Annotated in this window: 19 protein-coding genes; 12 read left to right on the forward strand and 7 right to left on the reverse strand. The window is 72.3% G+C overall.

Features of this window, described 5'->3' with window-relative positions:
• Positions 1–51: 51 nt before the first annotated feature.
• The 6 genes from ABZY44_RS12290 to pdhA form a co-directional block, all read right to left on the reverse strand.
• On the reverse strand, positions 52–615 hold the full coding sequence (locus tag ABZY44_RS12290) for a hypothetical protein (protein ID WP_356652688.1): 564 nt from the start codon (positions 613–615) through the stop codon (positions 52–54).
• Entirely contained in the window at positions 615–1,019 is a 405-nt protein-coding gene (locus ABZY44_RS12295; protein ID WP_356652690.1) for an SseB family protein, read from the reverse strand. Before ABZY44_RS12295 ends, ABZY44_RS12290 begins: the two co-directional genes overlap by 1 nt.
• Before the next feature lie 70 nt (positions 1,020–1,089).
• Complete coding sequence (locus tag ABZY44_RS12300) at positions 1,090–2,031, reverse strand: GNAT family N-acetyltransferase (RefSeq protein WP_356652692.1); 942 nt, start codon at positions 2,029–2,031, stop codon at positions 1,090–1,092.
• 127 nt (positions 2,032–2,158) lie between these two features.
• A complete protein-coding gene (locus ABZY44_RS12305; protein WP_356652842.1) occupies positions 2,159–3,634 on the reverse strand; it encodes a dihydrolipoamide acetyltransferase family protein in 1,476 nt (491 codons plus the stop codon).
• A 29-nt stretch (positions 3,635–3,663) separates the two neighbouring features.
• A complete protein-coding gene (locus tag ABZY44_RS12310) occupies positions 3,664–4,644 on the reverse strand; it encodes an alpha-ketoacid dehydrogenase subunit beta (protein WP_356652694.1) in 981 nt (326 codons plus the stop codon).
• Between the two features lie 5 nt (positions 4,645–4,649).
• The gene (gene pdhA, locus ABZY44_RS12315; protein WP_356652696.1) at positions 4,650–5,855 is read right to left on the reverse strand and encodes a pyruvate dehydrogenase (acetyl-transferring) E1 component subunit alpha; all 1,206 of its coding nucleotides are present in this window, start codon (positions 5,853–5,855) and stop codon (positions 4,650–4,652) included.
• Positions 5,856–6,347: 492 nt separating this feature from the next.
• Between pdhA and ABZY44_RS12320 the strand changes: the two genes are divergently transcribed.
• The gene (locus ABZY44_RS12320; RefSeq protein WP_356652698.1) at positions 6,348–7,022 is read left to right on the forward strand and encodes a response regulator transcription factor; all 675 of its coding nucleotides are present in this window, start codon (positions 6,348–6,350) and stop codon (positions 7,020–7,022) included.
• Between the two features lie 165 nt (positions 7,023–7,187).
• Positions 7,188–7,604: a pyridoxamine 5'-phosphate oxidase family protein gene (locus ABZY44_RS12325; RefSeq protein ID WP_356652700.1), complete on the forward strand. Its 417-nt coding sequence runs from the start codon at positions 7,188–7,190 to the stop codon at positions 7,602–7,604.
• A 66-nt stretch (positions 7,605–7,670) separates the two neighbouring features.
• Here the strand turns inward: ABZY44_RS12325 and ABZY44_RS12330 are convergent, their stop codons facing one another.
• Positions 7,671–9,221 (reverse strand): protein kinase, encoded by a 1,551-nt coding sequence (locus tag ABZY44_RS12330; RefSeq protein ID WP_356652702.1) that lies wholly within the window; start codon positions 9,219–9,221, stop codon positions 7,671–7,673.
• A gap of 261 nt (positions 9,222–9,482) precedes the next feature.
• On the opposite strand from ABZY44_RS12330, the gene ABZY44_RS12335 reads away from it, so the two are divergent.
• The 10 genes from ABZY44_RS12335 to ABZY44_RS12380 all read left to right on the forward strand — a co-directional run bounded on the left by ABZY44_RS12335 (position 9,483) and on the right by ABZY44_RS12380 (position 21,394).
• A complete protein-coding gene (locus ABZY44_RS12335; RefSeq protein WP_356652704.1) occupies positions 9,483–11,153 on the forward strand; it encodes a protein kinase in 1,671 nt (556 codons plus the stop codon).
• Positions 11,154–11,273: 120 nt separating this feature from the next.
• Positions 11,274–11,765, forward strand: coding sequence for a hypothetical protein (locus ABZY44_RS12340; RefSeq protein ID WP_356652706.1), 492 nt, complete (start codon positions 11,274–11,276; stop codon positions 11,763–11,765).
• 95 nt (positions 11,766–11,860) lie between these two features.
• Positions 11,861–12,616 carry a PadR family transcriptional regulator gene (locus ABZY44_RS12345; protein ID WP_356652708.1) on the forward strand — a complete coding sequence of 252 codons (756 nt, stop codon included), beginning with the start codon at positions 11,861–11,863 and terminating at the stop codon, positions 12,614–12,616.
• A gap of 31 nt (positions 12,617–12,647) precedes the next feature.
• Complete coding sequence (locus ABZY44_RS12350; protein ID WP_356652710.1) at positions 12,648–13,379, forward strand: ABC transporter ATP-binding protein; 732 nt, start codon at positions 12,648–12,650, stop codon at positions 13,377–13,379.
• A complete protein-coding gene (locus ABZY44_RS12355) occupies positions 13,376–16,222 on the forward strand; it encodes an FtsX-like permease family protein (protein ID WP_356652712.1) in 2,847 nt (948 codons plus the stop codon). The genes ABZY44_RS12350 and ABZY44_RS12355 overlap by 4 nt, the downstream gene beginning before the upstream one ends.
• 99 nt (positions 16,223–16,321) lie before the next feature.
• Positions 16,322–16,867 (forward strand): bacterial proteasome activator family protein, encoded by a 546-nt coding sequence (locus ABZY44_RS12360; protein ID WP_356652714.1) that lies wholly within the window; start codon positions 16,322–16,324, stop codon positions 16,865–16,867.
• Positions 16,868–17,036: 169 nt separating this feature from the next.
• Entirely contained in the window at positions 17,037–17,963 is a 927-nt protein-coding gene (locus tag ABZY44_RS12365) for an NTP transferase domain-containing protein (protein ID WP_356652716.1), read from the forward strand.
• Positions 17,960–19,279 (forward strand): molybdopterin molybdotransferase MoeA, encoded by a 1,320-nt coding sequence (locus tag ABZY44_RS12370; RefSeq protein WP_356652718.1) that lies wholly within the window; start codon positions 17,960–17,962, stop codon positions 19,277–19,279. Before ABZY44_RS12365 ends, ABZY44_RS12370 begins: the two co-directional genes overlap by 4 nt.
• Positions 19,267–20,379 carry a potassium channel family protein gene (locus ABZY44_RS12375; RefSeq protein WP_356652720.1) on the forward strand — a complete coding sequence of 371 codons (1,113 nt, stop codon included), beginning with the start codon at positions 19,267–19,269 and terminating at the stop codon, positions 20,377–20,379. Before ABZY44_RS12370 ends, ABZY44_RS12375 begins: the two co-directional genes overlap by 13 nt.
• Before the next feature lie 37 nt (positions 20,380–20,416).
• Positions 20,417–21,394 carry an NAD(P)H-quinone oxidoreductase gene (locus ABZY44_RS12380; protein ID WP_356652722.1) on the forward strand — a complete coding sequence of 326 codons (978 nt, stop codon included), beginning with the start codon at positions 20,417–20,419 and terminating at the stop codon, positions 21,392–21,394.
• Positions 21,395–21,398: the final 4 nt, after the last annotated feature.

A 21,398-nucleotide genomic window follows, 5' to 3' on the forward strand; every position in this document is an offset into this window, starting at 1 on the left:
CGTCCTCGACGACGTCCTCGACGACGTCCGGAACGAAATCCCGCCACCCCATCAGCGACCGCCCGCATCACGCTCGGCCTGCTCCAGCAGGTCGTTGAGCGAACCGATCTTCCCGCTGGACTTCAGCTTCTCCCCCGTGTCCGACCAGGTCTGCTTGATGTCCTCAGCGCTCTTCTGGAACGACTCCTGGCTGTAGTCGGGCTTGTAGACGTCCGCGGAGAAGATGTCCCCCCACTTCTTCTGCTCGATCTCGTCCTCACTGGCGTGGGGATTGCCGTACGCGGCGTTCGCCACCACCTTGAACGAGCCCTGGAGGTACTGCTCCTCCTCCCACACCGTGCCCGCCGCGATCCCCAGCGACCGCGCCAGCGTGCTGGCGTTCTGGACGAGGCTGCGCACCCCCCACTCCCAGCTCTCGCAGAAGTCCTCGAAGTCCGTGGCCACGCCCGCGTGCCCGGCCTCCATCCCCGTCATCGACAGGTTCTCGAACCCCGCACCCATCGAGGCGCCCGCCGCGTCCCCCGACTCCCGCAACTCCCCGATCGCCGCCCGCAGGCCGTCCCGGATGTTCTTGACCGCCGCCGGCGAGACCTCGAGGTCCCCGTCACCCGCCATCAGGCCGCCACCCCGCCGTCGGCGAGATCCACGGCACAGCCGTCGGGAACGATCCCCGCCACCGGCGGGAAGAACATCGACCCGTCCTCGTCCGCCACGTTCACGGCCACACCCGCCGGGCGCTCCGCCATCGGCACCACCGCGTCCACGAGCCGCGCGCCCAGTACCGAGAGGTACTCCCACTCCCGGCCGGACTCCCCGCGCTTCCGCGCGAAACGCGCCAGCGCCTCCTCGTCGGTGAAGGCGTAGATCCAGCGGATCCCGCCCGAGACCGCCGACATCAGCCCGCCGTCGGCCCCGTTCTCGAGCGGAACGAGGAGGGCGGCACGCCGGAACTCTCCGATCAGGCGCGCCGGATCACCCTGCCCCTCCCGTATTGCGGCGATTTCTCCGGTCAGTTCCATGGTCCGCATCCCCTCCAGCGCCGGTCGACGTCCTCTGGAAGCACGCTATCGGGGACCGGGACGGTTCCCTTCAGGCCCCCTGCGAGGCCTCCATCACCAGGCGGATCTCGGTCACCTCGTAGCCGGCGCGGGCGAAGGCGGCGGCCATCGGTACGTTCACGGTGTCCGTGGTGGCGGTGATGCGGCGGGCGCCTTCGGAGGCGTGGAAGCGGGTGATCTCGGCGAGGATCTCGTCGATCAGGCCCTGGCCGCGCTGTTCGGGGACGACGCCGAGGTAGCCGACGTTGCGGTGGTACGGGGTCGCGGACGGGATCGCCATGCCCGCGAGGGTGCCGTCGGGGAGGTGCGCGAGGCGCCACCAGGAGCGCTCGCCGGGGCAGTCGGTGTAGAACTCGATGTCGTCGCGCGCCAGTTCCTCGGCGTCGATCGTACGGAGCTCGTTCTGCGTGTGCAGGTCCAGGCTTCCGCTGGAGAGGCGGACGAAGGCGTCGAGGAACTCCTCGTCCGTGCCCTCGCGGAAGACCAGCCGGCCGGAGGGGCCGGCGGTCCCGGCGTCCGGGGTCCACTCGAAGCGCAGCCGCTCGATCACGCGGGTCAGGCCGGCCTCGGCCGCGGCCTCCTGGCGCCAGGCGACCGCCCCGGCCAGGCCGTCGGGACCGGTGCGCCAGTCGCGCGGCAGGGAGATGTTGTAGTCCGGGAGCTTGCCGAAGGCGGCGTGCCCGGCACGGAGCAGCCCGGCGGCGACGGCCGCCGGGTCGGCCACGCGGTCCCGTACCTGGAGGCAGTCCAGCGCGGCGGGCCGGTCGCTGTCGTCGCGGCCCCACCACAGGGCGCGGGCCAGGATCTCGCCGTCCTCGTCCTCGGCGATCCAGGTCCACTCGGGGCGCATCTGGTGCGCGGCGAGTTCCTCGCGGATCCTCTCCGGGGTGAGGGCGGGGACGGGGCCGTCGGCCGGGTAGGCGAGGGCGCGGTCGAGGTCGGTGGGGTCTGCGGTGGCAGAGCGGAAGCGCATGGGCCGATGATCACACCGCCCGGGGGTGTTCCCCAAGGCATTTCCGCACGTCATCAAGGTACGCGCAGGTCGTGGGCGGAGGACCGGCCCTCGGGTGGGTACCCGCGGACCGGTCCTCCGCCGGCCGTCAGGACCAGGTGATCAGACGGCGGGGGTGCTCCAGGACGGCGGCGATGTCCGCGAGGAAGCGGGAGCCGAGTTCGCCGTCGATGAGGCGGTGGTCGAAGGACAGCGCCAGGGTGGTGACGTGGCGGGCCTTGACCTTGCCCTTGTGTACCCACGGCTGGAGCTTGATCGCGCCGATCGCGAGGATCGCGGACTCGCCGGGGTTCAGGATGGGCGTGCCGGTGTCGACGCCGAAGACGCCGACGTTGGTGAGGGTGAGGGTGCCGTTCTGCATGTCCGCCGGTGACGTCTTGCCCTCGCGGGCCGTGGTGACCAGCGCGGACAGGGCCTCGGACAGCTCGGGGAGCGTCTTGGCGTCGGCGTCCTTGATGTTCGGGACGATCAGGCCCCGCGGGGTGGCGGCGGCGATGCCGAGGTTGACGTAGTGCTTGAGCACGATCTCCTGGGCCGCCTCGTCCCACGAGGCGTTGACCTCGGGGTTGCGGCGGACCGCCACGAGGACGGCCTTGGCGATCAGGAGCAGCGGGTTGATCCGCAGACCGGCGAGGTCCGGGTCCGCCTTGAGCTCCTGGACCAGCTTCATGGTGCGCGTCACGTCGAAGGTGATGAACTCGGTGACGTGCGGCGCGGTGAAGGCGGAGCCGACCATCGCCTGCGCGGTGACCTTGCGGACGCCCTTCACCGGGATCCGGGTCTCCCGGGCCGGGGCCTCGGCCTGGGACCGGCGGTCCTGGGCCGAGGCGGGTGCCTCGGCCGGAGCCGGGGCCTGGACCGGGGCGGCCGGGGCCGGAGCCGCCTGCGGGGCGAGCGCCGCGGCGGCCGCCGCGTGCACGTCCTCGCGGGTCACGATTCCGCCGGCGCCGGTGGGTACGACGGCCGCCAGATCGATGCCGAGGTCCTTGGCGAGCTTGCGCACCGGGGGCTTGGCCAGTGCCTTGGCGCCGGAGGCGCCGGTGGCGGTGGCCGCCGTGCCGTTCTGCGCCGGGACCACGACGGCCGGGACCACAGGAGCCGCAGGAGCCGCGGGCGCCGGGGCGGACGCGGCCGCCGGCTGGGCGACACCCGTGCCGTTCTGCGCGGCCACCGCCGGCTGCGGCGCCTTGCGCGGGCGACGCTTCGTGGAGGCCGTGGAGACTCCGTAGCCGACCAGGACGGGCTGGCGGGCCGCGGGGGCCTCCGGCTCGGCCCCGGCGGCGACCGGGGCCGCGACGGTGGCGACCGCCTCCGCCGGGGCTTCGGCCGGGGTCTCGTCCGCCGGGCCCGTGCGGACCGAGATGATGACCTGGCCGACGTCGACCGTCACGCCCTCCTCGAAGAGGAGCGCGTGCACGACGCCGTCGAAGGGAATGGGGAGCTCGACGGCCGCCTTGGCGGTTTCGACCTCGCAGACGACCTGGCCGTCGGTGACCGTGTCACCCGGCTGGACGTACCACTTGAGGATCTCGGCCTCGGTGAGGCCCTCGCCCACGTCGGGCATCTTGAATTCGCGGATGGTCACGGCTCTCCTCAGTACGCCAGCGAGCGGTCGACTGCGTCGAGCACCCTGTCCAGGCCGGGCAGGTATTCGTCCTCCAGGCGGGCCGGCGGATACGGGGCGTGGTAGCCGCCCACGCGGAGCACGGGCGCTTCCAGGTGGTAGAAGCACCGCTCCGTGATGCGAGCGGCGATCTCGGAGCCCACGCCGAGGAACACCGGAGCCTCGTGCACGACCACCAGCCGGCGCGTGCGCTCCACCGAGGCCTGCAGCGTGTCGAAGTCGATCGGGGACATCGAGCGCAGGTCCACGACCTCCACCGACTTGCCCTCCTCGGCGGCGGCCGCGGCCGCCTCCAGGCAGACCTTCACCATCGGACCGTAGGCCGCCAGGGTGATGTCCGTGCCCGTGCGGGCCACGCGCGCGCCGTGCAGCGCGTCCGGGATGGCCTCGACGTCGACCTCGCCCTTGTCCCAGTAGCGGCGCTTCGGCTCGAAGAAGATCACCGGGTCGTCGCTGAGGATCGCCTGCTGGAGCATCCAGTACGCGTCGCTCGCGTTCGACGGAGAGACCACCTTCAGGCCCGCGACGTGCGCGAACAGCGTCTCCGGGGACTCCGAGTGGTGCTCGACCGCGCCGATGCCGCCCGCGTAGGGGATGCGGATGACGACCGGCATCTTGATCGTGCCGAGCGAGCGGGCGTGCATCTTCGCGAGCTGCGTGACGATCTGGTCGTACGCCGGGAAGACGAAGCCGTCGAACTGGATCTCCACGACCGGCCGGTACCCGCGCAGGGCCAGGCCGATCGCGGTGCCGACGATGCCCGACTCGGCGAGGGGGGTGTCGATGACCCGCTCCTCGCCGAAGTCCTTCTGCAGGCCGTCGGTGATGCGGAAGACGCCGCCCAGCTTGCCGACGTCCTCGCCCATGATCAGGACCTTCGGGTCCGTCTCCAGGGCCTTGCGGAGCGAGTCGTTCAGCGCCTTCGCGATGGTCAGTTTCTGTACGGCCATGACGCTCACTCCCCGCCTTCGAAGGACGCGAGGTACGCCGCGAACTGCGCGCGCTCCTCGTCGACGAGCGCGTGCCCGTCCGCGTAGACGTTCTCGAAGATCGCCATGGTGTCCGGGTCGGGCATCGAGCGCACGACCTCGCGCACCCGCTTGCCCATGGTCTCGCTCTCCGCCTCCAGCTCCTCGAAGTACGCCTCGTCGGCGCCTCCGGTCGCCAGCAGGTGGGCCTTCAGGCGCAGGATCGGGTCCTTCGCCTCCCAGGCAGCCGTCTCCTCGTCCCGCCGGTACTTCGTCGGGTCGTCGGAGGTGGTGTGCGCGCCCATGCGGTACGTGAACGCCTCGACCAGCGTGGGTCCCTCGCCCCGGCGGGCGCGGTCCAGCGCCCAGCGCGTCACGGCGAGGCAGGCCAGCACGTCGTTGCCGTCCACCCGGACGCCCGGGAAGCCGAAGCCCTGGGCGCGCTGGTAGAGGGGCACGCGCATCTGGCGCTCGGTGGGCTCGGAGATCGCCCACTGGTTGTTCTGGCAGAAGAACACGACGGGGGAGTTGTAGACCGCGGAGAAGGTGAAGGCCTCCGCGACGTCGCCCTGGCTGGACGCGCCGTCGCCGAAGTAGGCGATGACGGCCGAGTCGGCCCCGTCCTTGGCCACGCCCATCGCGTACCCGGTCGCGTGCAGCGTCTGCGAGCCGATGACGATCGTGTAGAGGTGGAAGTTGTTGGTGGTCGGGTCCCAGCCGCCGTGGTTCACGCCGCGGAACATGCCGAGGAGGTTGGTCGGGTCGACCCCGCGGCACCAGGCCACGCCGTGCTCGCGGTAGGTGGGGAAGACGTAGTCGTCGTCGCGCAGCGCCCGGCCGGAGCCGATCTGCGCGGCCTCCTGACCGAGGAGCGAGGCCCACAGGCCCAGCTCGCCCTGGCGCTGCAGGGCGGTCGCCTCGCCGTCGAAACGACGGGTCATGACCATGTCGCGGTAGAGACCGCGCAGGTCGTCGGTGGTGATGTCGGCGACGAAGGCGGCGAACTCCGCGACGTCGGGATGGTCCGCGACCTCGACCCGCTCTCCCTCGGGCGTCAGCAGCTGTACGAGCTGGGGCTCGGCGTCATGCGTCTTCGCGGTGGCAGCGGCGGTCTTGGCGCTTGCCGCGCCTGCCGGCCGCTTGGCGCCGCTGCTGCGTCGCGGCTTGCGCGCGGCAGTGCTCTCCACGGTCACGATTGCTCCTCCGTCGGTCCGGCACCCGGGTTCTCCGGGGACCAGTGCGGCTCACCTGTATCTCTACCCGCGCACGGGGTGGGTGCGCTTCGGGTGGGGGATTCAGGCGTGACAGGTGCCCCGGCGAGTGCCCTGCGCAATGCACGTTACCCAGTGCGTCGCATAACCGCGAAACCCCGTTTGACCTGCGATTTTGCTTGGATTTCCAAGTAAATCGGCGGAACCGGGAACAAGCACTGGTCACAGCCTTGCAGGGGGCCGGAACAACGGCACGTTATCCCGGTCGTCACCCTCTGGGAAGGGGTGACTTTCACACCCCCGGGGAACGGCCCCCCGAGCGCCGGGCATATGCGGGCACCCTCGAGCCCACCGAGATGTCCCCTTGCTCCGATTGCGCCCCGCTCCGCACAGAAAAGCGTCTCTTAAGACCCTTAGCGTACTTCGACGCTAGGATGGTCATCCGGGAACGCAAACCACTCGGACGGGTAGTCGATGAGCACACGAGACAGCGATCAGGCCACAATCAAGGTGTTCCTTCTCGACGACCACGAAGTGGTCCGCCGGGGTGTGCACGAGCTGCTGTCGATGGAATCCGACATCGAGGTGGTCGGCGAGGCCGGCACCGCCGCCGACGCCCTGAACCGCATTCCCGCCACCCGGCCCGACGTGGCCGTGCTCGACGTCCGGCTGCCCGACGGCAGCGGCGTGGAGGTCTGCCGCGAGGTGCGTTCCCAGAACGAGGACATCAAGTGCCTGATGCTCACCTCGTTCGCCGACGACGAGGCGCTGTTCGACGCCATCATGGCCGGCGCCTCGGGCTACGTCCTCAAGGCGATCCGCGGCAATGAACTGCTCAACGCCGTACGGGACGTGGCGGCCGGCAAGTCGCTGCTGGACCCCGTCGCCACGGCCCGGGTGCTGGAGCGGCTGCGCGACGGCAAGAACGGCAAGGGCGACGACCGCCTCTCCCACCTGACCGAGCAGGAGCGCAAGATCCTCGATCTGATCGGCGAGGGCCTGACGAACCGCGTGATCGGCGAGCGCCTGCACCTGGCCGAGAAGACGATCAAGAACTACGTCTCCAGCCTGCTCTCCAAGCTGGGCATGGAGCGCCGGTCCCAGGCCGCCGCGTACGTGGCCCGGCTGCAGGCCGAGAAGCGGCGCTGACGGGACCGGCCGTCCGGATCCACACCCTCCCCGGCGATGACGGAGCGTGACGTCCGGTGGTCGCCCGATTCCACGGGACGCGGGGTTCCATTCGGGACCAACGTCCCCGATGCGGGGGGCGGGCTCCTCTTTTCCGCCGCCGCGCCGGTGCCGGAGAGTGGAGGCATGTCCCCAGAGGAACTCCACGCCATCGAACTGCTGCGCCGGGTGCCGTACGGCCGGGCGGCCACCAGCATGCGCGCGCTGCCCTTCCTCGCCGCCGCGCGCCACATCGTGGTGAACGGCAAGGTCATCCTGCGCATGCACGCCGGTTTCGGCTATCACCACGCGTGCAACGGCAGTGTGGTCTCGTACGGAGCCGACAACTTCAATTCCGGCGAGCCGCGGTTGTGGTCGGTCCAGTTCACGGGTACCGCGAACATCATCGAACCCACCACCGCCGAACTGGAACTCTTCGGCCCCGGTCCGCACTTCGTGGACGGCGCGGTCTTCGACCCCGTCTACATGCGAATCGAGCCGCAACTCGTCACCGTGCACACGCTCGCGGGCAATCTGGACCGTCAATACCAGCACGCGCTCTGAGGGAGTTCCGGAGGAACCGAGGCCCCTGCACGAACGGCCCGGCGGAATTCCGCCGGGCCGTTCGCATTACTCAGGGTTACGCCCGCCCGGTTCGGGGCTCACCGTCGACGACTTCGTCGCGGTCGGCGAGGGCGACTTGGTATTGCTCGGGGAGACCGAGCGCGTGGGCGAACGCGACTCCGACGGCGAGCCCGACGGCGTGTAGCTCGGGGAGTACTTGCTGCGGCTCGGCAGCGGCGAGTTCTCGGACGAGTACGAGCTCTCCGGCGCCGGCTTGGACGGCGCGGTGTCCGCCGACGGGGTGGTCGAGGGGCTGGTCGACGCGGAGGACGAGACGGAGGTCTCCGGCGCGGGGTTCTGCGGACCGCCGCCCTTGCCCGTGCCGCTGTTGACCGCGTACGCCACGCCGGCCGCGACCGCGACCACGGCGAGGACCGCGAACAGCCACAGCTTCCAGCGGCCGCCGCCGGCGGCGCGGTCGTCGTAGCCGTCGTAACCGCCCCCGGACCCGCCGGGGCCCCCCGGGCCACCCGGACCGCCGCCGCCGGGGAAGGCCGAACCGTCGTCCGGATTGAGGGGCGGCACCATCGGCTGCTGGAACTGCGAGGTCGTGGAGTGCGAGCCGTACCGCGGCTGGCCCTGGCCGGGCATCGGCATCGCCGTGGTCTGCGCGGGGCCGCGACCGTGCGGCAGCGCCATGGTGACCGGGCCGGTGTTCCAGGTTCCGGTGTTCGGCCCCTGGTCGTGCAGCATCTGCAGGGCGTACTGGACCAGCCCGCGCATCTCCTCGGCGCTCTGGAACCGGTCGTCCGGATCCTTGGCCAGGGAGCGCATGACGAGGCCGTCGAGCTCCTGCGGGATCTGGTGGCCCTCCGGCAGCTGCGACGGCGGGACCGGGGCGTCCTGCACGTGCTGGTAGACCACCGACAGCGGGGTCTCCCCGGTGAACGGCGGCCGCAGCGCGAGGAGTTCGTAGAGCAGACAGCCCGTCGCGTACAGGTCGGAGCGGTGGTCCACGGCCTTGCCGAGGGCCTGTTCCGGCGAGAGGTACTGCGGGGTGCCCATGACCATGCCGGTCTGGGTCATCGTCGACTGCGCGCCGTGCAGGGCGCGCGCGATGCCGAAGTCCATCACCTTGACCGCGCCGGTCTCCGTGATGATCACGTTGGCGGGCTTGATGTCACGGTGCACGATGCCGTGCTGGTGCGAGTAGGCGAGGGCTTCGAGCACGCCCGAGGTGATGATGAGAGCCTGCTCGGGGCCCGGGGCCTCGGCGCTGATCAGCAGGTCGCGGATGGTGCGGCCCTCGACCAGTTCCATGACGATGTAGGGGACGACGTTCGGGCCGACCCGGTCCTCGCCCGAGTCGTACACGGCGACGACGGCGTGGTGGTTGAGGCCGGCGACCGACTGCGCCTCGCGCGTGAAGCGGGCCTTGGACACCGGGTCCTCGGCGAGGTCCGGGCGCAGCAGCTTGACGGCCACGGTCCGGCCCAGGCGCACGTCCTCGGCCGCGAACACCTCGGCCATGCCGCCGCGACCCAGACGGTGGGTCAGCCGGTAGCGGCCGTCTCCCACCAGGCCGCCCGCGCCCCAGTGTTCAGGACCATCGGCCATCCCGGCGCCGCTTCCCTCGGGTTCGGGTGCCATCAGTCCTCGCCGTCGTCTGTCTCGGCCGCCGCTCAGCGGTAGGTCCTCATCGTGTGCTCCGATGAACGCTACAGCCTCGGAACCGGTCGCCGTTCGGACGAAGACTCCCGTGGCCATGTGGTCACGGAACGGGAACCCGGCTTGACGTCTGCTTGCCCTCCGGCAGACTGAGCGCGACATGCGCTCAGCCAGACGCGTAGCGACACATCCCGAGGGGAAGCAACACTCATGAGCCAGGACGGCACTCAGGGCCAGTACGCGGGCGGCTCGCTTGCCGGTGGCCGTTACCAGCTAAGGGATTTGCTCGGCGAGGGCGGGATGGCGTCCGTCTATCTCGCCTACGACTCCGCCCTCGACCGTCAGGTCGCGATCAAGACGCTGCACAGCGAGCTCGGCCGTGAGCAGTCCTTCCGCGAGCGTTTCCGCCGCGAGGCCCAGGCTGTAGCGAAACTGTCGCACACCAATATCGTCTCCGTCTTCGACACCGGGGAAGGGGTCGTCTCCTTCTCCGATCCGTCGGTGGCCGACGGGTCGGTCATGCCGTACATCGTCATGGAGTACGTCGAGGGGCAGCCCCTGGGCTCGGTCCTGGACGGCGACGTCCGGCAGTACGGGGCCATGCCGGCCGACAAGGCCCTGAAGGTGACGGCCGACGTGCTGGCGGCTCTGGACAGCAGCCACGAGCTGGGCCTGGTCCACCGCGACATCAAGCCGGGCAACGTCATGATGACGCGGCGCGGCATCGTGAAGGTGATGGACTTCGGCATCGCCCGGGCCATGCAGTCGGGGGTCACCTCGATGACGCAGACCGGCATGGTCGTCGGCACCCCGCAGTACCTCTCCCCCGAGCAGGCGCTCGGGCGGGCCGTGGACGCCCGCTCCGACCTGTACTCGGTCGGCATCATGCTCTTCGAGCTGCTGACCGGGCGGGTCCCGTTCGTCGCGGACTCGGCGCTGGGCATGGCGTACGCGCACGTACAGGAGGAGCCGGTCGCGCCCTCCTCCATCAACCGCTCGGTCACCCCGGCGATGGACGCGCTGGTGGCGCGGGCCCTGAAGAAGAACCCGAACGAGCGCTTCCCCACCGCCGCGGCCATGCTCGACGAGGTCGTGCGGGTGGCAGGCGCCGGCCACGCCGGGGCCCCCGTGATCGTCCCCGGCTCGCACCCGGCCAACAGCGGGGCCGGGGTCGGCTCGGCCGTGTTCCCGCCGGTGGACTCGGGCCTCCAGGCGCCGCCGCAGTCGCTGCAGCAGCCCTACCACGCGCCGCAGACCCCGGCGCCGTATGCGTACGCGCCGACGCCGGCCCCCGTGCCGGGTCCGCACACTCCGGCGCCCGGCTCGTACGGGTACCCGCAGCAGCACCAGACCACGCAGCCCTTCGGACCGGCGGCCCCGGCGCCGTACCCGGTCTCGCCGCAGGGCGGCCAGGGGTCCGCGGGCGGTGGCGCGCGGAAGCGGAACACCCCGCTCGTGGTGGGCGCCGCCGCGGTGGCCCTGCTGGCCGTCGGCGGCCTGGTCGCCTGGCTGAACATGGGCGGCGACAAGAAGGACGGGGCCGGGCCGACGCCGGGCTCCTCGACCTCGGCGTCGGGCTCGGCGAAGGCCGGACACAAGGGGCCGGACGCCTCGCGCACGATCGACCCGGCCAAGTGCACGGAGCCCTCGAAGGACTTCAGCGACGCGACCAAGGTGCGGGCCCCGGACTTCCGGTACATCAACATGGTCTCGGTGAAGGCCTGCATCAGGGCCGCCGGCTGGAAGTACGAGGAGAAGCCGCGCGACGAGGCGGTCTACGGCGAGGGGACCGTCATCGAGCAGCAGCCCGCCGGCGACTCGAAGATCGACCCGAAGAACGTCACCTTCACCCTGTGGATCTCGACCGGCGACCCGGAGTGACGCGCTAGCCGTCCGCAACGCCCGCCGCGGACGGACCGGCGGGCGTCGGCGCACCATCCCGCAGCCCTCGTACGGCCCGTACGGGATGCCGCTTTTGTCCGGTTATGCAAATCTGAGTCCGTGACATACGCCCGCGCGCTGCGATGGACCGCCGGGGCAGCGATGGCGACCGCCGCGCTGCTGGGCACGGCGCCCGCGAACGCCGGGACCTCCTCCCCCGCGTACCCCCCGCCCGCGACGGGCCTCCGGGCGGACCCGACGGACCGCGCGGACCAGGTGTTCGAGCAGCTGGCCGGAAGCGCCGCCGGCGTCGGGCGCGAGCGCCCCGGGCGCCCGGCGACCGAGACCCCCAACGCCGAGGCCGTCGCCGCCGCGCGGCCCTACCCGGTCCGCCCGCGCGTCGAGCCGGCCCTGCCGCCGCCCCCCGCGACGCGCGCGACACCCGCGACACCCGCGACGCCCACCCCGCCCGCCCCGGTCAGCGCGCTCGGTACGGCGCCGAACGAGCGGGCCGCCGATCTGGCCGCGCACATACTGCCGCTCGGAACGGGACTCGCCCTGATGGGACTGGGTTTCGGCTTCATGGCAATGCGGCTGCGCCGGGGCCGGTAGCTCCCTCCCGAGACGGACGGAACGCGTCCCTCCCCCTTCCGACGTAGACCTCAGGGTGGTTGCGGAGGGGTACATACTCGGTATAGATACTGAGTATGTCCATCCGCCACGGCCTTCTCGCCCTGCTGGAACGGGGTCCCCGTTACGGCTCCCAGCTGCGCACCGAATTCGAATCCCGCACCGGGTCCACCTGGCCCCTCAACGTCGGGCAGGTGTACACCACCCTCGCGCGCCTGGAGCGCGACGGTCTCGTCGCACCCGGCGGCGAGGACCCGGCCGGGCACACGCTCTACGCCATCACCGACTCGGGACGCTCCGAACTGCGCGCCTGGTACGAGCGCCCCGTCGACCGGGCCAACCCGCCGCGGGACGAGCTCGCCATCAAGCTGGCCATGGCCGTCGGCGCGTCCAACGTGGACATCCGCGCCGTCATCCAGTCCCAGCGGCACGCCACCGTCCAGGCCATGCAGGACTACACCCGGCTCAAGGCCCAGGCCCTCGCGGCCATCGACAGCGGGCGCGAGAGCGAACGCGACGACATCGCCTGGCTTCTGGTCCTCGAGCAGCTGATCTTCCAGACCGAGGCCGAGGCCCGCTGGCTCGACCACTGCGAGACCAGGCTCGTACGGCTCTCCGCGAGCGGCCGGCTCGCGCCGGCCGAGGCCGAGCCGCCCGAAGGCGACACCCCGGCCGCCCGCGCCGACGGCCGGACCGAGGGCCGTCCCCCGGCGCGCGCGGCCGCGACCGCCGCGGCCGGCGCCACCACGGCGACCACGGCGACCACTCCGACCACTCCGACCACCCCGACCACCGACCGGCTGCCCCGTACCGCCCGCACGCGGCGGGGCTGAACACCGCTCCATGTCCCAGGGGGGACTCACCATGCCTGACCAGCCCGTATTGCAGTTGGACCAGCTCGTCCGCACACACGGCAGCGGCGCCACCGAGGTGCACGCCCTGCGCGGGATCAACCTCTCCGTGTACCCCGGCGAACTCGTCGCCGTCATGGGCCCCTCCGGCTCCGGCAAGTCCACGCTGCTCACCCTCGCCGGCGGCCTCGACCAGCCCACCAGCGGCCGGGTGGTCGTCGAAGGAACCGACATCACCACCGCCAACCGGCGGCAGCTGGCGGCGCTGCGCCGCCGCAGCATCGGGTACGTCTTCCAGGACTACAACCTGATCCCGGCCCTCACCGCCGCCGAGAACGTGGCGCTGCCGCGCGAGCTCGACGGGATCTCCGCCCGCAAGGCCCGGCGCTCCGCGCTGGCCGCCCTGAAGGAGATGGGCCTGTCCCAGCTCGCCGACCGCTTCCCCGACGAGATGTCAGGCGGCCAGCAGCAACGCGTGGCCATCGCCCGCGCACTCGTCGGGGACCGCCGCCTCGTCCTCGCCGACGAGCCGACCGGCGCCCTCGACTCCGAGACCGGGGAATCCGTACTGGCCCTGCTGCGCTCGCGCTGCGAGGCGGGCGCGGCCGGGATCCTGGTGACGCACGAACCGCGCTTCGCGGCCTGGGCCGACCGCGTGGTGTTCCTGCGCGACGGCAGCGTCGTCGACGAGACCCTGCGCAGCCACGCCGACTCCCTGCTCACCGGGCAGGCGGCCCACCAGTGATCTCTTGGTACCACTCGTGGATCGCGGCGATCCGCATAGCCCGCCGCGACGCCTGGCGCTCCAAGGGCCGCAGCGTCCTCGTCCTCGCCATGATCGCCCTGCCGATCGTCGGCGTGAGCGCCGCCGACCTCACCGTGCGCAGCTCCCAGCTCACCGGTGAGCAGCGCATGGACCGCCTGCTCGGCGCCACGGACGCGAAGATCACCTTCTCCCACATGGGCGTGGCCATCTACCAGCGGCCGGACGCGAAGAGCTACGCCCCCGTCGGCGGCTACGACAAGTACGACGGGTCCGCCCGAGGAGGGCGCGACGAGGAGACCGCGCCGCCGGCGCTGCCGCCCGGCGCCCAGGCCGTGACGGACACCCAGGCCTACGCCAAGGTCCGCACCCGGTTCGGCATCCTCGAGACCGAACTGCGCGAAATCGACACGGCCAGCCCGCTCACGAAGGGGCTGCTGACGCTGGACCGCGGCAGGCTGCCGGGGGCGGCGGGCGAGGTCATCGCGACCAACGCCTTCCTGGAGGAGTCCGGTTACTTCGTCGGCTCCACGGTGACCCCGCGCGAGTCGACCGTCTCGTACAAGATCGTCGGCGCCTACGAGATCCCCGACGGGCTCAACGTGAGCCAGTTGCTCGCCCCGCCCGGGAGTCTGATCGCCCCGCTCGACCGTGCCCTGCAGAACGCCGGCAGCCCCGGGGTCCACCCCCGGCCCTCCTACCTGGTGAAGGTCGGCGGCGAAGGTTTCACGTGGAACATGGTCAAGGAGGCCAACACCAAGGGGCTCGTCGTCGAGTCGCGCACCGTCCTGCTGGACCCGCCGGCGGACTCGGAGGTCCCGCTCTACCAGCAGGAGCGCAAGGACTCCTGGGGCGGCGGCCCGCCCCTCGGGAGCACCGAGATCGCCGTCCTCTCCACCGTCGTCGGCCTCGCCATGCTGGAGATCTGCCTGCTGGCCGGCCCCGCCTTCGCGGTCGGTGCCCGGCGTTCGCGCCGCCAGCTCGGTCTCGTCGGTGCCAACGGCGGTGACCGGCGGCACATCCGGGCCATCGTGCTCTCCGGCGGCCTCGTCATCGGCGCCGCGGCCGCCGTCGTCGGCACCGTCATCGGCGTGGGCCTCACCCTCGGCCTCCGCCCGGTGCTCGAAGAGACCATCGGCAAGCGTTTCGGCGGCTTCGAGGTCCGCCCGCTGGAACTGCTCGGCATCGGCCTGCTCGCCGTCCTGACCGGCCTGCTGGCCGCCATCGCTCCGGCCGTCACCGCCTCCCGGCAGACCGTGCTCGCCTCGCTCACCGGCCGCCGGGGCGTCCGCCGGGCCAACCGGGTGCTGCCCGTCCTCGGCGTGCTCGCCGTCGCGGGCGGCGCCGTCATCGCCCTGTACGGCACGGTCTCCAAGATGGGCGCCACCGTCGTCGCGGGTGGCAGCGCCATCGCCGAACTCGGCATCGTCGCCCTCACCCCCGTCCTGGTCGGCCTGTTCGGGCGGGTCGGACGGTGGCTGCCGCTGTCGCCCCGGCTCGCACTGCGCGACGCCGTGCGCAACCGGGGGCGCACGGCTCCGGCCGTGGCCGCCGTCCTGGCCGCCGTTGCCGGCACCGTCGCGGTGGCGACGTACCAGCACAGCCACGAAGTCCAGGCACGGTACGAGTACGAGGCCAAACTGCCCTACGGCGCAGGGCTCATGGAGGCCAACGACAGCTCCGCCTACCGCGAGGTGTCCGCCATGCGCACCGCCCTGGCCAAGGAGCTCCCGCTGGCCGTGCGGGCCGACGTGGACCGGGTCAGCGTCGGCAAGCAGGGCTGCGCCCCGTACTCCGCCCCCGGCTGCGGGCGGGCCGAGATCATCATTCCGAAGGACCAGCGCTGCCCCCTCTACACGGCCCCGAACGGCCCCGCGTCCTTCACCCTGGAACAGCGCAAGGAGCTGCGCAACGACTGGAGGTGCCAGGACCAGCGGTTCGGCGTCCAGAACTCCATGGTCGTCGCCGACGAGAAGCTGCTGTCCGTCCTGGCCGTGACCGATCCCGGTGCGGTGTCCGCACTGAAGGCCGGCAAGGCGCTGTCCTTCTCCAAGCCGAACGTGCAGAACGACAAGGTCACGGTCCGGCTCATCGCCGACACGGACGAGCACGTGGGGGGCCTGGCCCCCGGCGAGGCGCCGCCGGGCGACGACAAGGTGTTCCCCGCCTACCAGATGCCCGACTCGGCGAACGGGTACGGCCTGACGCTGGTCCTCCCGCCTTCGGCCGCGAAGAGCGCGGGTCTGCTCACCACTCCGGTCGGGTCCTATTTCACCCTCGACGGTGAGGCGAGCTCGAAGCAGCGCCAGCGGCTGGACGGAGCCCTGGACCAACTGGGCGTCGACGCCTCGGTGCGCATCGAGAAGGGCTACGAGGGCGACGACAGCGTGATCATGCTCGCCCTGACCATCTTCGCGGGCCTGGTCACCATCGGCGCGGCCGGCATCGCCACCGGTCTGGCCCAGGCGGACGCCGAAGCCGACCTGAAGACCCTGGCCGCGGTCGGCGCGGCGCCCCGGGTACGGCGCACGCTCAGCGGATTCCAGTGCGGGGTGGTCGCCCTGATGGGCGTGGTCCTCGGCTCGGCGGCCGGAATCCTGCCGGCGGTCGGACTGCGGCTCACCGAACGGCGGGCGGCGGCCGACCTGATCCGCCGCGGCATCGAGAACGGCCACGCGGCGGCCTCGGAGACCGTGCCGTACATGCCGATCGGGGTGCCCTGGATGACGCTGGCCGGTCTGCTGGTCGCGGTCCCGGTGGGCGCGGCCCTGCTGGCGGCCCTGGTCACGCGTTCGAGCGGGGCACTGGCCCGCCGCGAGGTCTGACGGGCGCTTTCGACGGATGTTGGTGCCTCCGCACAGGGTGGATCACGCCTGTGCGGGGGCACACCGTGTGCAAGCGAAGGTGTGCGAGAGAATGACGGCATGGAGATGCCGAGGAGTGAACGGTCGCAGGAAAGCCCCCCGTCCCCGCACGTCATGATCGTGGGACAGGACGGGACGGCGGTCGGCGGCGCCGATGACGAGTCGCGCGAGGTCCCGGTGACGGAGATGGTCGAACAGCCCGCCAAGGTCATGCGGATCGGCAGCATGATCAAGCAACTCCTGGAAGAGGTACGCGCCGCACCTCTGGACGAGGCCAGTCGGGTCCGTCTCAAGGACATCCACGCCGCGTCGGTGAAGGAGCTGGAAGACGGTCTGGCTCCCGAGCTGGTGGAGGAACTGGAGCGGCTCTCCCTCCCGTTCACCGAGGAGGCCATCCCCTCCGAGGCCGAACTGCGGATCGCCCAGGCCCAGTTGGTCGGCTGGCTGGAAGGCCTGTTCCACGGCATCCAGACGGCCCTGTTCGCGCAGCAGATGGCGGCGCGGGCCCAGTTGGAGCAGATGCGCCGCGCCCTCCCGCCGGGTTCCTCCCACGAGGACGACGAGGACGGCCCCCACGGCGCGATCCGTTCGGGCCCCTACCTCTGAGCCGCTCCCCCAGCCCCCTTCGGGGCCGCCCCCGCCTCACGGTCGGAGCGGCCCCGAAGTCGTCGGGGCGGACATCGGGCACCGGCGGGGCGCAGGCCTCACAGCGCCGGCGTAAGGATCCGGTAAACCGCGGAACCCGTACGCAACGTGGCCCCCGCATACTCGGGACATGACCTACGACGCCATCGTGCTGGCCGGCGGCGCCGCACGGCGACTGGGCGGGGCCGACAAGCCCGGCCTCCTCGTCGGCGGCCGCCCCCTCCTCGACCGCGTCCTCGACGCCTGCGCCGACGCCCGGACCACCGTCGTCGTCGGCGGCCGCCGGCCGACCGCCCGGCCCGTGCGGTGGGCCCGCGAGTCGCCCCCCGGCGGAGGCCCCCTCGCCGCCCTCGACGCCGGTCTGCGGCACCTGCACGGGCATCCGGGGCCGGCCCCCGGCTCGGATGCCCGTGCAGGTGCCGTCGACACGAGGGCCGCGCGGGTCCTCGTCCTCTCGGCCGACCTGCCCTTCCTGGACCGCGACACGGTCCGGGCCCTCCTCGACGCGCCGGGCGGCGACGGAGCCGTGCTCCGGGATCCGGACGGCCGCGACCAGCCCCTGGTCGCCGCGTACCGGGCCGAGCCCCTGCGCAGGGAAATCGCCCTGCTGGCCGCCGAACACGGCGCCCTGGCCGGCCTCCCGCTGCGCGCGATCACCGCCGAACTCCAACTCACCCGCGTCACCGCGGCTGCGCCACTCGCCTCGTTCGACTGCGACACCTGGGACGATCTCGCCGCCGCCCGCGCCCGGATCAGAGAGCATGGAACCGTGCTGGAGCAATGGATCACCGCCGCCAAGACCGAGCTGGGAATCGACCTGGCCGTCGACACCAAGACCCTGCTCGACCTCGCCCGTGACGCCGCCCACGGCGTCGCCCGGCCCGCCGCCCCGCTGACGACCTTCCTCGTCGGCTACGCGGCGGCCCGGGCCGAAGCCACCGGCGCCGACCCCGCCGAGGCGGTCGCCGAAGCCTGCCGCAAGGCCTCCGGCCTGGCCCTGCGCTGGGCCGCCGAGGCCGAGGCCGCGGGCCCGGCAGAACCGACCGGTTCCGGATGACCGCGCCCACCGGCTCCGGTACCGACGCCGACCGTGCCCTCGACCAGGCCCTCGCCCTGGTCAGCCCCGGCCCCCGTCCCGACGCCGCCGGCGGCCACCGGCCCGCGCCCTGGAACCGGGCCCGGGAGAGCGCCACCCGTGCCGGAGCCTCCGTCCGGGGCCGCGTCCACCAGGTCCTGCTGGCGGACGGGCTCGGCGAGGTGCTGGCCAAGCCCCTCGACGCCCTGAGCGACCTGCCGTCCTTCGACACCTCCGCCATGGACGGCTGGGCCGTCGCCGGCCCCGGCCCCTGGTCCGTCCGCTCCGGCGACGACGCGCTCGCCGGGTCCGACCGTCCCGCGCCCCTCGCGGACGGCGAGGCCGTCCGGATCGCCACCGGAGCCCGGATCCCCGCCGACACCACGGCCGTGATCCGCAGCGAGCACTCCCGCGAGGCCGGCAGCCTGCTCCACGCCCGGCGGCCCGTGGCCACCGGCCAGGACATCCGCCCGCGCGGCCAGGAGTGCCGCTCCGGCGACCTGCTGCTGCCCGCCGGGTCCCTCGTCACCCCGGCCGTGCTCGGGCTGGCCGCGGCCGCCGGGTACGACGAGCTCACCACCCGGCCGCGGCCGCGCGTGGAGATCCTCGTCCTCGGCGACGAACTGCTGACCGAGGGACGCCCGCACGACGGCCTCATCCGTGACGCTCTGAGCCCCATGCTGGGCCCCTGGCTGACCCGGCTCGGGGCCGAGGTCGTCGCCGTCCGGCGGCTCGGCGACGACCCGGCGGGCGCCGAAGCCCTGTTCGAGGCCGTCACCACCTCCCCCGCCGACGTGGTCATCACCACCGGCGGCACCGCCTCCGGCCCCGTCGACCACGTCCACCCCGTACTCGCCCGGGCCGGCGCGGAACTGCTCGTCGACGGCGTCGCCGTACGCCCCGGTCACCCGATGCTCCTGGCCCGCCTCGGCAACGGCGGCCCCGGCCAGGACCCGGTCCGCCACCTGGTGGGCCTGCCGGGCAACCCGCTGGCCGCCGTGTCCGGGCTGCTGACCCTCGCCGAACCGCTCCTGCGGGCCCTCGCCGGGCGCAGCACCCGCCCCCGGTACGCGGTGCCCGTGGAGGGCGACGTACCGGGCCACCCGCACGACACCCGGCTCGTACCGGTCCAGCTGACGGACGAGCACGTCGTACCACTGCGCTACAACGGCCCGGCGATGCTGCGCGGCGTGGCCGCCGCGGACGCGCTGGCCGTCGTACCGCCGCACGGGGCCCGCTCGGGCCAAGAGGTGGAGATCCTCGACCTGCCGTGGGCTTCGGGGGGATGTTTCACGTGAAACTTCACGGCTCCGACGCGATGGCCCGCGGCGCCGACGAGAAGCTCGTCTCGCGCCGCGTCAAACTGCCCCGGCGGGAAGTCGAGCGACCGCTGCGGCAGGTGACGCGGCGGCTGTTGATGGCCCTGCTCGTGATGTGCCTGACGGTCCTGATCGTGTGGCTCGACCGCGACGGCTACCACGACAACGCCAACGAAACGGTCGACTTCCTCGACTGCGTCTACTACGCGACCGTCACCCTGTCGACGACGGGCTACGGCGACATCGTCCCGTACAGCCCCAGCGCGCGGCTGATCAACGTCCTGTTGATCACGCCGCTGCGCGTGCTGTTCCTGATCATCCTGGTCGGAACCACCTTGGAAGTCCTCACGACGCGGACCCGTGAAGAGTGGCGGCTCAACCGCTGGAGGAAGAACTTGCGTGACCACACGGTCGTCGTCGGCTTCGGCACGAAGGGCCGCTCGGCCCTTCAGACCCTGCTGGCCACCGGCCTCCACAAGGAGCAGGTCGTCATCGTGGACCCCAGCGCCAAGGTGATCGACATCGCCAACGCGGAAGGATTCACGGGGGTCGTCGGCGACGCCACGCGCTCCGACGTCCTGCTGCGCGCCGAGCTGCAGAAGGCCCGTCAGATCGTCATCGCCACCCAGCGGGACGACACGGCGGTGCTGGTCACCCTGACCGCCCGCCAGCTCAACCGTGGCGCGAAGATCGTCGCGGCCGTCCGGGAAGAGGAGAACGCGCCGCTGCTGCGCCAGTCGGGTGCGGACGCCGTCATCACGAGCGCGAGCGCGGCCGGCCGGCTGCTCGGACTCTCGGTGCTGAGCCCGAGCGCGGGCACCGTGATGGAGGACCTGATCCAGCAGGGCAGCGGCCTCGACCTGATCGAACGCCCCGTCAACCGGGCGGAGGTCGGCAAGTCCGTCCGGGACACCGACGACCTCGTCGTCAGCGTCCTGCGCGGCCACCGGCTGCTCCCGTACGACGACCCGCACGCGAGTCCCCTCCAGCTGACGGACCGTCTCATCACCATCGTCCGCGCCGCCCCGCCGAACTCACCCCCGCACTCACCGCCGGTGATGCAGGGTCCGGTCAAGTAACCCTCCGCGCGGCGCGCGCGAGCGGTAGCCTCCGGCCATGCATGCGATCACCATCGAACAGCCCGGCGGTCCCGACGCCCTCGTGTGGGCCGAGGTGCCCGACCCGGTGGCAGGAGACGGCGAAGTCGTCGTCGAGGTCGCGGCCAGCGCCGTGAACCGCGCCGATGTCCTGCAGCGGCAGGGCGTCTACCATCCCCCGCCGGGCGCCTCGCGCTTCCCCGGCCTCGAATGCTCCGGGCGGATCGCCTCGATCGGGCCGGGAGTGTCCGGCTGGTCGGTCGGCGACGAGGTGTGCGCGCTGCTCGCGGGCGGCGGGTACGCGCAGAAGGTCGCCGTCCCGGCGGGCCAGCTGCTGCCGGTGCCGGCGGGCCTGGACCTGGTGACGGCCGCGGCCCTACCGGAGGTCGTCTCGACGGTGTGGTCGAACGTGTTCATGGTGGCGGGACTGCGCCCCGGGGAGACCCTCCTGGTGCACGGCGGGTCGAGTGGCATCGGGACCATGGCGATCCAGCTGGCGAAGGCGGTCGGCGCGCGGGTCGCGGTCACGGCGGGCGGCAAGGAGAAGCTGGACCGCTGCGCGGAGCTGGGCGCGGACATCCTGATCGACTACCGCGAGCAGGACTTCGTGGAGGAGCTCAAGGCGGCGACGGACGGCGCCGGGGCGGACGTGATCCTGGACATCATGGGAGCGAAGTACCTGGAGCGGAACGTGGCCGCGCTGGCCGTCAACGGCCGCCTCGCGATCATCGGCCTGCAGGGCGGTGTCACGGCGGAGCTCAACCTGGGCGCCCTGCTGGCGAAGCGGGCCGCGATCACCGCCACCACGCTGCGGTCGCGGCCCCTGGAGGAGAAGGCGGCGATCGTCGCGGCCGTACGGGAGCACGTGTGGCCCTTGGTCGAGACGGGCCGGGTCCGCCCGGTGGTGCACGCGACCTACCCCCTGCGGGAGGCGGCGCGGGCCCATCAGGTGCTGGAGTCGAGCACGCACGTGGGCAAGCTGCTGCTGACCGTCTGATCCC

Origin of the sequence: Streptomyces sp. NPDC006544 (assembly GCF_040611715.1) — a bacterium.
Taxonomy (GTDB): Bacteria; Actinomycetota; Actinomycetes; order Streptomycetales; family Streptomycetaceae; genus Streptomyces.

What these genes read in the sequence shown, in the direction of transcription:
- ABZY44_RS12345 (WP_356652708.1), top strand. Translation starts at nt 11,861, where the DNA reads ATGTCCATCCGCCACGGCCTTCTCGCCCTGCTGGAACGGGGTCCCCGT.
- ABZY44_RS12325 (WP_356652700.1), top strand. Translation starts at nt 7,188, where the DNA reads ATGTCCCCAGAGGAACTCCACGCCATCGAACTGCTGCGCCGGGTGCCG.
- ABZY44_RS12360 (WP_356652714.1), top strand. Translation starts at nt 16,322, where the DNA reads ATGGAGATGCCGAGGAGTGAACGGTCGCAGGAAAGCCCCCCGTCCCCG.
- ABZY44_RS12290 (WP_356652688.1), bottom strand. Translation starts at nt 615, where the DNA reads ATGGCGGGTGACGGGGACCTCGAGGTCTCGCCGGCGGCGGTCAAGAAC.
- ABZY44_RS12320 (WP_356652698.1), top strand. Translation starts at nt 6,348, where the DNA reads ATGAGCACACGAGACAGCGATCAGGCCACAATCAAGGTGTTCCTTCTC.
- ABZY44_RS12370 (WP_356652718.1), top strand. Translation starts at nt 17,960, where the DNA reads ATGACCGCGCCCACCGGCTCCGGTACCGACGCCGACCGTGCCCTCGAC.
- ABZY44_RS12365 (WP_356652716.1), top strand. Translation starts at nt 17,037, where the DNA reads ATGACCTACGACGCCATCGTGCTGGCCGGCGGCGCCGCACGGCGACTG.
- ABZY44_RS12380 (WP_356652722.1), top strand. Translation starts at nt 20,417, where the DNA reads ATGCATGCGATCACCATCGAACAGCCCGGCGGTCCCGACGCCCTCGTG.
- ABZY44_RS12295 (WP_356652690.1), bottom strand. Translation starts at nt 1,019, where the DNA reads ATGGAACTGACCGGAGAAATCGCCGCAATACGGGAGGGGCAGGGTGAT.
- ABZY44_RS12300 (WP_356652692.1), bottom strand. Translation starts at nt 2,031, where the DNA reads ATGCGCTTCCGCTCTGCCACCGCAGACCCCACCGACCTCGACCGCGCC.
- ABZY44_RS12350 (WP_356652710.1), top strand. Translation starts at nt 12,648, where the DNA reads ATGCCTGACCAGCCCGTATTGCAGTTGGACCAGCTCGTCCGCACACAC.
- ABZY44_RS12375 (WP_356652720.1), top strand. Translation starts at nt 19,267, where the DNA reads ATGTTTCACGTGAAACTTCACGGCTCCGACGCGATGGCCCGCGGCGCC.
- ABZY44_RS12310 (WP_356652694.1), bottom strand. Translation starts at nt 4,644, where the DNA reads ATGGCCGTACAGAAACTGACCATCGCGAAGGCGCTGAACGACTCGCTC.
- ABZY44_RS12330 (WP_356652702.1), bottom strand. Translation starts at nt 9,221, where the DNA reads ATGGCCGATGGTCCTGAACACTGGGGCGCGGGCGGCCTGGTGGGAGAC.
- ABZY44_RS12305 (WP_356652842.1), bottom strand. Translation starts at nt 3,634, where the DNA reads ATGCCCGACGTGGGCGAGGGCCTCACCGAGGCCGAGATCCTCAAGTGG.
- ABZY44_RS12335 (WP_356652704.1), top strand. Translation starts at nt 9,483, where the DNA reads ATGAGCCAGGACGGCACTCAGGGCCAGTACGCGGGCGGCTCGCTTGCC.